General features: G+C 42.3%; 8 protein-coding genes and 1 tRNA gene. 7 read left to right on the top strand and 2 right to left on the bottom strand.

Features of this window, described 5'->3' with window-relative positions; translation table 11 throughout:
- Positions 1-36 precede the first annotated feature (36 nt).
- From IM793_RS11525 to IM793_RS11495, 7 genes are all read left to right on the top strand, one after another.
- On the top strand, positions 37-966 hold the full coding sequence (locus IM793_RS11525) for an alpha/beta fold hydrolase (RefSeq protein WP_193421440.1): 930 nt from the start codon (positions 37-39) through the stop codon (positions 964-966).
- Positions 967-976: 10 nt separating this feature from the next.
- A complete protein-coding gene (locus IM793_RS11520) occupies positions 977-1,873 on the top strand; it encodes an NmrA family NAD(P)-binding protein (protein WP_193421438.1) in 897 nt (298 codons plus the stop codon).
- Between the two features lie 299 nt (positions 1,874-2,172).
- Entirely contained in the window at positions 2,173-2,712 is a 540-nt protein-coding gene (locus IM793_RS11515; RefSeq protein ID WP_193421436.1) for an RNA polymerase sigma factor, read from the top strand.
- 52 nt (positions 2,713-2,764) lie between these two features.
- The gene (locus IM793_RS11510; protein WP_193421435.1) at positions 2,765-3,754 is read left to right on the top strand and encodes a FecR family protein; all 990 of its coding nucleotides are present in this window, start codon (positions 2,765-2,767) and stop codon (positions 3,752-3,754) included.
- 170 nt (positions 3,755-3,924) lie between these two features.
- Positions 3,925-7,080 (top strand): TonB-dependent receptor, encoded by a 3,156-nt coding sequence (locus tag IM793_RS11505; protein WP_227256219.1) that lies wholly within the window; start codon positions 3,925-3,927, stop codon positions 7,078-7,080.
- Positions 7,081-7,100: 20 nt separating this feature from the next.
- Complete coding sequence (locus tag IM793_RS11500) at positions 7,101-9,605, top strand: phosphocholine-specific phospholipase C (RefSeq protein WP_193421431.1); 2,505 nt, start codon at positions 7,101-7,103, stop codon at positions 9,603-9,605.
- A 10-nt stretch (positions 9,606-9,615) separates the two neighbouring features.
- On the top strand, positions 9,616-12,894 hold the full coding sequence (locus IM793_RS11495; protein WP_193421429.1) for a TonB-dependent receptor: 3,279 nt from the start codon (positions 9,616-9,618) through the stop codon (positions 12,892-12,894).
- A gap of 86 nt (positions 12,895-12,980) precedes the next feature.
- On the opposite strand, the gene IM793_RS11490 is transcribed toward IM793_RS11495, so the two are convergent.
- Positions 12,981-13,232 (bottom strand): hypothetical protein, encoded by a 252-nt coding sequence (locus IM793_RS11490; RefSeq protein WP_193421427.1) that lies wholly within the window; start codon positions 13,230-13,232, stop codon positions 12,981-12,983.
- Between the two features lie 314 nt (positions 13,233-13,546).
- Positions 13,547-13,618, bottom strand: a tRNA-Arg gene (locus IM793_RS11485).
- Between the last annotated feature and the right edge of the window lie 179 nt (positions 13,619-13,797).

Genomic DNA, 13,797 nt, shown 5'->3' with positions numbered 1-13,797 from the left:
CGTAGATTTGATTGCATCAATTTAAAAAGAAATCAAATGACAATATCTAGTGGAACAGCAAAGCAAAAATTTTCAGACGAACAACTCATTCAGGATTTCCCAGGATTTAGCAATCATTATGCAGAAGTTAATGGGGTTTGCCTGCATTACGCAGACGGTGGCGCTGGCGAAACATTAATTTGTCTTCCGGGATGGCCGCAGACCTGGTATTCTTACCGAAACATAGCTACTGAACTTTCTAAAAGGCATCGTGTAATCGTGGTAGATATCAGAGGAATGGGTACTTCTGATAAGCCGGAAAGTGGTTATGATAAAAAGACGATGGGGGACGACATCAGACAATTAATATATTCCCTGGGTTTGAAAAAAGCAACCATCATTGGTCACGATATTGGTGGAATGGTTGCGATGAGCTTGGCTTTCAATCATCCCGAAGTTGTGGAAAAACTGATTGTAGCGGACGGGTTGCACCCCAACGAAGGCATGATGCAGATGCCGCTATTACCTGCACCCCGAACTTTTGGAGAAAAAATGGATGCCAATATGCCTTATGCCTGGTGGATGGGTTTTAATCAGGTGAAAGGTTTGCCTGAAAAGATTCTTGAAGGTCGTTTCCGTTTTCTCATTGACTGGCTTTTTGATTATGTAATGATAGACGAAACCAAAATGACTGAAAAGGAGCGCAGCATTTACGCTGAAGCTTATAATGATGCAGAGAGTATTAGAACTTCAAACGCTTGGTATCAGACATTTGGACAGGATATTGAGGATTCGAAAACCTATCAGCAACTTCAAATGCCCGTTTTAGGAATTGGCAGCAATGTCAGTTATCAGTTTATGCAGGTGGCGATGCCTTATGTTTGCCAAAACGGCCATTTAGTCGCTCTATCTAAAGGTGGTCATTATATGTTTGAAGAAACCCCCGAGCAGGTAATTGAAGCCATCTATAATTTTTTAAAAGCTTAAATAAAAAAGAATGAAAAAAAATATTTTAGTCGCAGGTGCTACAGGTCATCTTGGTTTAATGATTTGTAAAGCTTTGCTTAGCCAGGGCGCAAAAGTGGTTGCATTGGTAAGGAAAGAAAGTGATTCCCAAAAGATAAAACCACTCGCTCAAATGGGGGTTGGTGTAATTGAAGTAGATTTCAATAAAATTTCGGATATTGTAAAAGCTTGTAAAGGGATAGATTGCGTGGTTTCTGCTCTCGCCGGACTTGCCGACGTGATAATCGATACTCAAAAAGCACTTCTGGATGGTGCCATAGCCGCTGGAGTTAAACGGTTTATTCCATCTGATTTTTGTACTGATTATCAGTTATTAATACCTGGAGAAAACAGAAATTTTGATCTTCGGAGAACTTTTAGAAGTTATATCGACGAAAAAGATATTCAACCCACCTCCATTTTTAACGGCGCGTTTGCTGATATCCTGAAATACAACACCCCGATTTTAAACCTTAAAAATAGATCTGTTGCGTATTGGGGCGATAAAGCAGATTGGAAACTTGATTTCACAACAATGGAAAACACGGCGGCATTTACCGCTGCAGTAGCTTTGAAAGATAAAAGTCAGAGAGATTTACACATTGCCAGTTTTCAAATCAGCCCAAAAATGTTGAAAGGAAGCGTTAAAGCGATTACAGGAGAGGATTTTACCTTGCAAAAGCTTTCGGACTTGGATGAATTTTCCGCAAACATTAAAAAACAAAGGTCAGAAAATCCTTCTGGTGAGCAGGAATTGTATGCCAAGTGGCAACAGGCACAATACATGTACTCGATGTTCACTACGCAACATCCAAAGCTAGACAATCAAAATTATGGTGAAATAGAATGGACTTCTGAGAATGAATATTTGAAATCTTTTCTAAAATAAATTAATGAAAAGGATTCTGGAAAAACTGGGAATCCTTTTTCAATTCCCGTTATTTCGTATCACACAAACCCACTTTTGTATAAGGCTCAGGCTTTGTACGCCAGCTAACTTTGTATCATTAATTAAAAACAAAACAATAAGATATAAACTTATTCTAGTATTATAAAAAAAACGATAAGTAAAATCAGGACGAGTCAATTTGTACTCCATCTGCTTGGTAAGAAGTAACAAACCTGTTGTTCAAATAAGCTTAACGATGGCTTAATAATCGATTGACTAGTTTTGCCGCAGTTATCATTATGGGCAACAAATCTGATATTGAACTTTTACAGGCCATCCGGTCTGGGGATGAGGGGGCATTTAAACATGTTTTCGATTCGTATTGGAAACGGCTTTACTCGGTAGTGATACACCTTGTTGGCGACGAGGATCAAACAAAAGATATTCTTCAGAATACTTTTATGACTTTTTGGAACAAACGGAACACTATCATCATTTCCGATTCGCTGTGGCCTTACCTCATCAAAATTGCCCGCAACGATGTCATCGATCTGTTCAGGAAAAATAAGGTGCGGATAGAAGGAGTGGAGAACCTAATCAACGACCTGCAGGCCTATCATACCGTAGAAGAAACAATCATCACACGCGAACTGCAGACCGTTATCGACGCTGAAGTAATAGAAATGCCCCACAACATGAAATTATGTTTCGAGCTGAGCCGCAGGGAGGAAAAAACCATCCGTGAAATTGCCACAGAACTCCGTTTATCCGAGCAGACTGTGAAAAATAACATTTCAGAAGCGCTCAGGCGATTGCGTCATCGCATAAAGTTAACATAAGTTTAATATCTTCTTAAAGTACTTTTGGTGCTTTCGAACGCTTTATGGATGAATGAAATCCAAACAGCGAAAATTCCTTTCCAGACATTTATCCGAATATCAGTCTGATCGGCCCGGTGCAGCGCGCAAGAAAATTATCGAAGACTGGTTTGCCGCTAAAGAAAGCGAAGCAGCAGAACAGGGGAGCCGTGTAAACACGGAACTGGGCGATGAAATATTTTCGCAGATTACAGCAAAACTTTCTAATCCGGTACAGAAACAGCATTCAGCAAATGTACGTTGGGCCATCGCGGCTTCGATTGTGTTTTTGCTCGCTTTCGGTTCCTTCTTCATACTGAAAAACCGAAGCCTTGTAAATTCTGCACCAGAAATGCTGTACGATTCCTTTACTACGGGTAATGGCGAAATCAAAAAAATCATGCTTCCGGATGGTACAGCCATTTACCTTAATGCAGCCACTACCGTTCGTGTACCCCGTAATTTTAAGTCGGCGGCTTTTCGCAGGGTGATGCTCGATGGTGGAGAGGCCTTTTTTGAAGTAAAACGTGATACTTTACGTCCATTTAGCATTGCAACCGGTGCTTACCTTACTACCGTACTCGGAACCTCTTTCAATATCAATGCCTATCCCGAGCGTAAAGGCTATCAGGTGGCGGTACGTACCGGCAAGGTGATGGTTGAGAAAATAGTGGGTAAACAAATCTTGCTATTAGCCGAAAAGCTGGTCAAAAACCAGGTACTGAGTGATAAAGTAGATGCTCAGGAACCTCAGTTGACCAATGAACCGACCGAGAAATTTGCCAATTGGAGAACAGATCATTCCAGCTATCTCGACCAGATGGATCTGGTGCAGATTGGTGAGCTACTCTCCAGGCAGTACAATATCAAGGTAGAAGTAAAAGCGAAAGGCATATCATTGCCAAAATATAGCTTTTCGTTAAAATATTCATCACTTCCGCAAACCCTGGCATTCCTGGCCATAAAAACGGGGATGAACTATCAGTTAACAGATCATTCACTTATTATAAATCCAGCAAAATGATATAATCATATAAATAAAAAAAACCGGACTCCTACGGCCATAGGAACCCGGGTTAGATATTGCTGAAGCAGCACTATCCAGTTTTAATCAATTCCGAAAAATCAATTAAGCAAATAAATATGCGACATTATTACCATTTTATTAACATTTCGACAAGAAAAATTTTGTTTTTGGCACAATTGCCAATATTATGCCTGTTATTTTTATTTATCGGTGGCAAAGCTGCTGCCCAATCAACCGATGCCTCTATCAGGGGTAAGGTAACCGATGAAAAAGGGATTGCGATCCCTGGCGCTTCGGTAGTGGTGCGTAACGAATCAACCGGTTTCAGGACAGTAACATCTACCAATAAGGAGGGTGGTTACGCCCTTATCCAACTGCCTTTGGGCAAGCCCTATACCGTTACGGTAAGTTACATCGGCTATCCTAAACAGAGCAAATCAGACCTTGCTTTGAACCAGGGCGATAACATTGTGGCCGATTTCCGCATGACTGAATCGAATACCCAGTTGAGCGAGGTAAATGTAAGTGCAAATTCGCTTACCAAACGGATCGACAGGCTTGGATCGAGCACGGCGATTACGGCGCAGAACATCCAGCAGCTGCCTACACAGAACAGGAACTTTAACAACCTTTCGGCACTTGCACCAACCACCAACGGAACCAATATTTCGGGCCAAAGGGCATCATCAACCAATTACCTGATTGATGGGGCCAGCGCAAGGAACAATTTAACCTCTGGTGCAATAGGCAGCGGACCTTATTCATTATCGCTTGAGGCGATCAGGGAATTTGAGGTGGCAGCCAATGTGTACGATGTAAGCCGTGGACGTGAAGGTGGCGGTACCGTTTCGGCGGTTACCAAATCCGGAACCAATACCCTTATCGGATCGGTATTCGATTATTACCGTTCTGATTTTTTGGCCAGTCCGTACGATATCCGGGGAAATAAACGCGTGCAGAAATTTACAACCAACCAGTACGGATTTAGCCTGGGTGGCGCCATTGTAAAAGATAAACTTCATTTTTTTACCGCACTCGATCGTCAGGACGAAACCATGCCATTTTTTATTGCCGATATCAGGGAAGATGCCGATGCGGTTAGCCTGGGTATCAGTAAAGGTGCTTTGGATAGTGTAGTCAATATCGGTAGGGCAAAATACGGTTTGGGCAGCGGTCCGCAGGTAGGTGAGTTTAAGCGTAAAACATTGGCCAATACTTTTTTTTCCAGGTTAGATTGGCAGATCAACGACAAACACCGGTTAACCATCAGGAACAATTACAGCGATTGGTTAAATCCGGTAAGTAACAGCGATAACTCGAATATCAGTCTTTTTGAGGTATGGGGCGATTTCAAATCAAAAGAAAACAGCACACTTGCTTCATTACGTTCGCAGTTCAGTCCGTCCTTTCTGAATGAATTTAAAGTTCAGTTTCAAACGGCAAGCCGTAATTACGTACCCAATAGCGAACTTCCGGCGTCAAATATCCCGAGGGCAATTGTAACCGTACGTTCTACCTTGCCAAACGGTACCCTCGGCAATAAAACCGTACAGCTTGGTGGTCAGCGTTTCTTCCCCGAAAACAACCTCGAAAACCAGTTCCAGTTGATCAATACTTCGTATTATAACATCGATAAGTATAAATTCACTTTCGGTACGGATAATACCCTTACTTATATGGATACCTATATTTCGAGCGAGCAAAACGGTAGGTTTATCTTCAACAATCTTTCTGATTTCAATAACCTCAACGCTTCAAGATATGCAAGAGAAGCTCCCATTAACGGCATTCCATCGGTACAACAGTACATTTTAAACCTGTCGCTTTTCGGACAGGTAGAATTCGACCTGGCAAAGGATATCAATGCCATGTTCGGTGTGCGTTATGATGTAACCAGTTTCCTCACCCAGGCCGATTACAACCCCGTGGTAGAAAAAACACTTGGCCTGCGCACCGATAGCAAAATTACCGATGCCGGTAAAATACAGCCCCGTTTTCAGTTAACCTGGGATATCAACAACGAGAAAAAAGATATTATCCGTTTGGGTGGTGGTTTATTCTCTTCGTATCCGGTAAATTATGCGCAGGTAAACAACATCCAGAACAGTGGTACAAAAGTAGCTTCTATTGATGTTTCCCGTCCGGCGTCTGGTACAAGTTTGGTGCCCACCCCTGATTTTCCTTTGTACCGCAGAGATCCTTCAGCAGTACCAGGCATTATTGCAGGCGTACCTTATGTATCAACAATCAACCTGAACGATCCAAACCTTAAAATGCCTTCGATATTCAAGGCAAACCTAAGTTATAACAAAATTATCGGCGACCGTTTAAGATTGGGCGTTAACCTATTGTACTCGTACACCAAAAACAACTATGTGTACCTGGATAAAAACCTGGTTGATAACCCATATTTTACTTTGGCCAATGAAGAAAACAGGGGCATATTTGTTCCTGCGGCTTCTATTACCGCTTCGGGGATTACCAATAACGTTTTGGGTAGAAAAACCAGCGAAGTGGGCAGGGTATTAATGTTAACCAACGGTGCGACATTGGAACAGAAAGCCATGATTTTGGATGCCAGTTTCCGTTACCTTAATGATGGTTATATCAACGTAAGTTATACCTTGAATGATGCAAAAGACAATTCATCATATAATGGTAACGTAGCCAATACTTCAACATTCAGACCGGTAAAATCAGATCCACGCGACCTTTCGCAGGTTGTTTATTCTGATAACCAGTTCCGTAATAAACTGGTGGTTTACGGAAGTACCCCAACGTGGAAAGGATTTTCGATGGCTGCAACTTTTAGGGGCATAGGCGGTACACGTTATTCGTTAAGCGTTGATGCCGATATCAACGGCGATTTTGTGGGCGGTCCGGGTAACGATAATGATCTTGCCTTTGTTTTCGATCCCAACAGCCCACTTATCAGTGCAGCCAATAAAGCGTCGATGGAAAAAATACTCAACAATCCCGATAACAGGGCAAAAGAGTATATCCTGAAAAGCCTGGGCAAAATTGCCGACAGAAACGGCGGTATAAATCCATTTTCGGGCACTTTTGATATCCGTGTGCAAAAGGATTTTAAAACCTACAAAACCCAAAAGCTGACCTTGAGTTTCGATGTTTTCAACTTTGCTAACCTCTTGAACAAGAAATGGGGCGTAAACTATAACCTTGGCGACCAAACATTGCTAACGGTAACCAAATTCGATCAGGTAAAAAAACAGTATGAGTACCGGGTGAACGAAAACGTAGGGGTAACCCAGGTGGCAGGTACACCTTACCAGATCCAGCTTGGTGGCAGATATTCATTTTAACAAATTGTAGCTATAAATCAATGGATTCACGCAGAGATTTTATTAAAAAGGCAGCCCTCCTCTCAGGAGGCACTGCCTTAACAGGTATGTTGCCACCGGCAATACAGAAGGCCCTGGCCATTAACCCTGCCCTGGGCAGTACATTTTACGATGCAGAACATGTGGTTTTCCTGATGCAGGAAAACCGTTCTTTCGATCATGTTTTTGGTTTAATGCAAGGCGTAAGGGGTTTTAACGATCCCCGGGCAATCGATCTGCCCAACAAGAATAAGGTATGGCTGCAATCGAATAAAGAAGGCGAAACCTATGCGCCCTGGCACCTCGACATTAAGGATACGAAAATTGCCTGGATGGGTTCTACACCACATAACTGGACCGACCAGACCGATGCGCGAAACGGTGGGAAGTACAATAAATGGCTGGATGTAAAAAAGGCCTACAAAGCTACTTATGCGCACATGCCATTAACCATTGGTTACTGTAAAAGAGAAGATTTTCCTTTTTACTATTCGCTGGCCGATGCCTTTACCGTATGCGACCAGAATTTCTGCTCGGTTATTGCCGGTACACACCCCAACCGATATTACTGGATGACGGGTACAGTGAGGGAGAACAATACACCCGATGGTACGGCAAATTTATGGAACATCAGCAATTACGATAAACCTACACTGAACTGGAAAACCTATCCCGAACGCCTGGAAGAAAACGGGGTATCGTGGAAAATTTACCAGAACGAACTCACCATGGGCTTTGGCCTGAATGGCGAATCGAGTGCCTGGTTGAGTAATTTCGGTACCAACGTAATCGAATATTTTGAGCAGTACAACGTGCGTTTAAATCCAGGTGCCATTGCCAACCTGAAAGAAAAAAAGAAATTTTTGCTCAAACAGATTGCCGATTCGGCAAAAGAAAATCTAAGTGATGAGGAAAAAACCAAAGTAGAAGCATTGCGCAAACTGTTGCTCAAAACAGACAATGAAATGCAGCAGTACACCATGGAAAACCATGCTAAACTCTCAGAAAAAGCAAAAAAACTTAACGCAAAGGCCTTTAGTACAAATACCAGCGACCCGGATTTTCACGAACTCACTTCGATGAAATATGATGAAAAGGGTACAGAACGCGAACTGAATATTCCAAAAGGGGATATTTTGCACCAGTTTAGAAAAGACGTGGATACCGGGCAGCTGCCAACAGTTTCGTGGTTGATGACGCCGGCCAATTTCTCCGACCATCCTGGCGTGCCCTGGTTTGGTTCTTGGTTTGTAAGCGAAGTGATGGATATCCTTACTAAAAACCCCGAACAATGGAAAAAAACCATTTTTATCATGACTTATGATGAAAACGACGGTTATTTCGACCACGTGCCGCCATTTGTACCACCGCATCCATTTAAAGAAAACGCCGGAAAGGTATCAGAAGGATTGGATACGCTGCTTGATTATGCTGCCAAAAACCAGCAAACCAACCCTTCAACCAAAGAAAGCAACATTAGGGAGAGTCAGATTGGTTTAGGATACCGCGTACCGATGGTAATTGTATCGCCTTGGACAAGAGGTGGATACGTGTGTTCGGAAGTGTTCGATCATACCTCTTCCTTACAGTTTTTGGAAACTTTTATAGAAAAGAAATACGGAAAAAAAGTAACTGAAGAAAATATCTCGCCCTGGAGAAGAACGGTTTGTGGTGACCTTACTTCTGTTTTCAGACCTTACAACGGTGAAAAACTTTCTTATCCAAAAGGCCTGGAGAAAAAGCCTTTTATGGAACAGATCTATTCGGCCAAATTTAAAGATCTGCCCGATAATTACCGGAAATTAAGTGCCGAAGAAATTAAAACCATCAACCAAAACCATAGTGCATCTCCATATTTCCCTCAACAGGAAAAAGGGATCAGGTCGTCATGTGCGCTTCGGTACGAACTTTATGTGGATGGAAAACTCGCAAACGGTAAATTCCACATCAGTTTTGCTGCGGGAAATACGGTTTTTGGCAAAAAAGCAAGCGGATCTCCATTTACGGTTTATGGTATCAATCCTTTTAAAAACGAAACCCTTAGGGTGTGGGATTATACCGTTAAAGCGGGAGATACGATACAGGACGAATGGGCAATTGGTGATTTTGAAGGTGGTGAATACCATTTACGTGCCTATGGACCAAACGGTTTTTTCAGGGAGTTTAAAGGCAACAAAAATAACCCGGCATTAACGGTTAAATGTGCTTACGAAAATGGTTTCACCAAAGCATCACTAAAAGGAAATGTAGCCCTGCAATTGCGCAACGAAGGCAGTCAGCCTCTCGAAGTAAGCATCGATGATATGGCCTATAAAACCGGCAAACGTTTGTTGACCGTTGCTCCAAAAGGCAATGCATCTTTGATCCTTAATTTGGATAAAAGCCATAACTGGTACGATTTTCAGGTAAGTGTTAAAGGAAACAGCAGCTATTTTGAGCGTTTTGCCGGAAGGGTAGAAACAGGAAAAGAGACCAAAACAGATCCATTGATGGGGAAAATGGTTTAATATTTCGGATATGCGTACCCTCACCATCCTGTTTGTGCTATTATCGTCTACCGTTTTTGGGCAGAGTACCAGAACGGTGCTGTACGGTACGATAAAAGATGGGCAGGGTATGCCACTTTCTGGTGCAAGCATTACCTTGACGCATAAGGCCACCGCTGCGGTCTATGGCTGTGCGAGCAATGCTGCAGGTGGCTACCTGATTCCATCGGTACTGCCCGGTGGACCATACGAACTGGAAATAAGGGGCATCGGGCTCGAAAAATACCGCCGTTCCGATCTTTATTTCAAACTCGATGAACCGATGCTGATCGATGTGACATTGAAAGAAGAAATACTGCTCTTGAACGAGATCAAGGTAAAGGCTCCAGCAGTTGATACCCTTCGTCTCCAAACCAATAATTCTGTCGGTTTTAACATCAACTACCGTAAAATGAAACTGCTGCCCACCGTAAAACGGGGCATTGCCGATTACATCAGGTTAAGTCCGAATGCTTTTGGTGCAGCTATAGCCGGGGGTAATTTCCGGCAGAATTTTATTACCATCGATGGATCGGAGTTCAACAATAATTTTGGTGTGGGCGATAATCTTCCCGGAAATGGCGCACAACCGGTTTCGCTTGAGGCCATTGCCGAAATTTCGCTCAACAATGCACCTTACAATGCCATTTGGGAATCGGGTTTTATCGGTAGTGCAGTAAATATTGTAAGCCGTTCGGGTACTAACAGTACCGAAGGTGCTTTATACGCCTATTTTCGCGGCAGTAGTAGTTTTGGAAACAGGGTGGGCGAGCAGTTTATCGCAAGAAGGCCGAACCAATATCAGCTACAGGGTGCGAGGATAGGAGGTGCGGTAGTTAAAAACCGATTGTTCTATTTCCTCAGTTTTGAAAAGGAGCGCGAGGTTTATCAGCCCCAGACCTTTAGGGCAGCAACACCAACAGCCGCTTATGGAAGCGCTACAGATGTTGCCCGGCCAACTGTTGCGGAGCTTGATGAGATTAGTGCCTACCTCAACAACCGTTATGGCTATAAAACAGGACCTTACCAGGATTACGATTTCCAGGCTGCAAGTTACCGGCTATTGATCCGTTTTGATTGGAACATTGCCAAAAACAATACCATCAGCCTGCGTTATAACCAACTAAACAGCAATAAACCCGAACTGGTTAACGGATCACGCAGTCCGCTTACACCTTTTGCTGCCGGTACCGGACGCAGAGGCATTAATGCGCTTACATTCGCCAATTCTAATTTCGATACCCGTTCTAACTTTTATTCGCTTGCTGCCGAGTGGGATTGCCGCTTTTCTAATGTGCTTAGCCATACCTTAAGGGCATCATATACCCGGCAGTACGAATACCGCAATTCGGATAGTGTGCCTTTTCCTTTCGTTGATATTTTAAAGGATGGACAGCCTTTTGCCTCTTTTGGTTACGAGCCTTTTTCGCTCAACAATAAAAGAGGGGTAAGATTGGCCTCTTTAACCGATCTTTTCCATTGGAAACCCGGTAAAAACAGCTGGGATTTTGGTATTCAGGCCGATTATATGGCTACTGATAACACTTATATGCCTTTTGGTACCGGTTATTATACTTTTGCATCATGGGACGATTTCAAAAACGGGAAAAAACCGCTCGATTATGCCCTAACCTATACCGTTGATGGTGGCGATCAGGCGGTACGTTATGCTTTCGATTACCTTAATTTTTCTGCTTTTCTACAACATTACATCCGAATAACAAGCCATACAGAGCTGAATTTTGGCCTTCGGGGTGACGTGACGGTATATCCTAAAAAACTGCCCGATAACCAATTGCTCGGCCAGTTGAGCTTTGCTGAGGGTGAAAAAGTAAATACGGCCTTCCTGCCAAAACCGGCTTTGTTATTATCGCCCAGGTTATCGTTCAAATATGATCTTTTTGGCGATGGCAACTATTTGCTTAAAGTAGGTACCGGCATTTTTACCGGACGAATCCCTTTTGTTTGGGTCATCAGTCAGGCCAGGTATTCTGGGGTAGGGCAGATCAGTCAGACCTGGAAAGGTCCATCCAATACACCCATTACATTCGATCCCGATCCGCAACAGGCATCTGTGGCCAAAAATGCAAATGTACTTCCTTCCGTAAGCAGTGTTTTGGCGAAGGATTTTAAAATGCCGCAAAGCTGGAAATCGAGTATCTCTTTTGATATGCCATTGCCGTTGGAGATTAAAGGTAAAGTTGAACTCCTTTACAATAAAGATATTAGGGGGATTTCTTTCCGCGACCTGAATTTGGTAAATCCGGTTCAGTTGAATATTCCCGGTTATCCAGATCACCGTTTGGTTTATCCGCAGGAGAACAGAGAGAAATTTATCAATCCGTTAAATAGCTCCGGACAGCGTGATCCGATGGGAAATAAAGCGATGAATGTGGTTTCCATTTTCAATTCTTCGGGTGGATATTATTTTTCGGCCATGGGCAATCTGACCAAAAAATTCGCCAATGGTCTCGATTTATCATTTTCGTACATCCGCAGTGTAACCAAAACCTACAATGATGGGGATGGCGACCAAACACTTTCAGCACTCAATGCCACACCGTCGGTAAACGGCATCAACAATCAAACTTTAGATTATGCAGGTTATGTGCCTCCCGGCCGTGTCGTTGCTTCACTAGCTTTTCCTTTAAAGTTTTTCAAAATGTGTACAGTAAACTTAGGTTTGGTTTATCAGGGTAGTTCGGAGGGAAGATTTTCATATACCTATGGACGCGATCTTATCGGTGATGGCACCAACAGATCGTTGATTTATATTCCCAAGGATCCTTCCGAAATTACTTTTTCTCCATTTAGCATTTCAACAGCAAACGGACGGATTGTTTATAGCGCAGAAGAGCAGAAAAACGCTTTTTTCGCATATATCGAGCAGGATCAATATTTAAAAACAAGGCGTGGCACCTATGCTGAACGCAACGGCGGAATTCTACCCTGGAGAAACCAGGTAGATTTGCGACTAAGCACGGAATTAGGTTTGTATCAAAAGCATAAAAAACATGTACTCGAGTTGAGTGTAGATATCCTTAATTTTTGCAATTTTATTAATAGCAAATGGGGATTGCGTAAACTCCCTAATGCAAATGCCCTACTGATACCCACTAACCTAGATAAAGTACGGCCTAGTGGAACAGCTATACCCTTATTTCAGTTGGCCACTACTGGTGACAAGCTAATTGCAGAGACCTATAAAAATGACAACAGTATCAATTCTACCTACATAGTACAGATTGGCGTACGGTATTCGTTTTTGTAAAGTCAATCATGCTTTAATAAAAACTTTATACGAAATATACACCCTAAGAAAATAGTAACAATGTGATTGAGTAGATTCTTATGAGATTAACTTCTATTTTTAGCTACGAAATCTCTAAGGGCTTCTACCATCGCCGGGTTATTAACCTCCTTTTGATTGCCTTTTGCATCTGAAATGACCACTTTTATCTGCATTCCTTCTGATAATAGTCTTTTATATTCAAGCTGTAGCTTTCCGGCTAAACCAGTTGGCTTTCTATATTTTGATGCAATCAGCTCTATATTATCAACTTCTAGAAGATCGCCAATTTCTTCGATTCTCTTTAGGCCAGGCTGCATTTTATTAGAGTTCCAGTTACTGATAGTGGCATCTTCTACATCGAGATATAAATGGAAAGCATTTCTTTTTTACTTTTTTCGACAATTGTTTTTTAACCTAAGCTTTCCATTAACATAAAGCCTAGAAAAGAGAAAGTGGGCGGAAAAATTATTGATAATGTTTTAAGCATAACAAAAAGCCCGCTTGTCAGTAGTATACCAGGTATATCCTCAGCGATCAGCATTGCAAATTCAGTTATGGGACTGGTAAGGGGTTTTCTTACAGATTTTTTATAAAAAAAACCTTGCCAATTAATTTGGCAAGGTCTAATTAGTGCTCCCGACGAGATTCGAACTCATATCGATGGTACCGGAAACCATAATTCTATCCATTGAACTACGGGAGCAAGGCTGCAAATATAGGATTTGAAAACTTATTTTTTTGGCATTTTGAATAAAAAAATACACTTATTTTCCTTTAGTCTTTATCCGCAAAATTCCCCTGTAATATCGGTCTTTTGTATATAAAAGGTACATTTAGTGATGATAAGCATGCCAATCCCCGGATGAAAGTTTAGGCTAAACA

Origin of the sequence: Pedobacter sp. MR2016-19 (assembly GCF_014947265.1) — a bacterium.
Taxonomy (GTDB): domain Bacteria; phylum Bacteroidota; class Bacteroidia; order Sphingobacteriales; family Sphingobacteriaceae; genus Pedobacter.
This window is presented reverse-complemented; position numbering and strand designations above follow the sequence as displayed.

Excerpts from the sequence above, each read along its gene's own strand:
- IM793_RS11525 (WP_193421440.1), top strand. The coding sequence starts at position 37 with ATGACAATATCTAGTGGAACAGCAAAGCAAAAATTTTCAGACGAACAA.
- IM793_RS11515 (WP_193421436.1), top strand. The coding sequence starts at position 2,173 with ATGGGCAACAAATCTGATATTGAACTTTTACAGGCCATCCGGTCTGGG.
- IM793_RS11500 (WP_193421431.1), top strand. The coding sequence starts at position 7,101 with ATGGATTCACGCAGAGATTTTATTAAAAAGGCAGCCCTCCTCTCAGGA.
- IM793_RS11495 (WP_193421429.1), top strand. The coding sequence starts at position 9,616 with ATGCGTACCCTCACCATCCTGTTTGTGCTATTATCGTCTACCGTTTTT.
- IM793_RS11520 (WP_193421438.1), top strand. The coding sequence starts at position 977 with ATGAAAAAAAATATTTTAGTCGCAGGTGCTACAGGTCATCTTGGTTTA.
- IM793_RS11510 (WP_193421435.1), top strand. The coding sequence starts at position 2,765 with ATGAAATCCAAACAGCGAAAATTCCTTTCCAGACATTTATCCGAATAT.
- IM793_RS11490 (WP_193421427.1), bottom strand. The coding sequence starts at position 13,232 with ATGCAGCCTGGCCTAAAGAGAATCGAAGAAATTGGCGATCTTCTAGAA.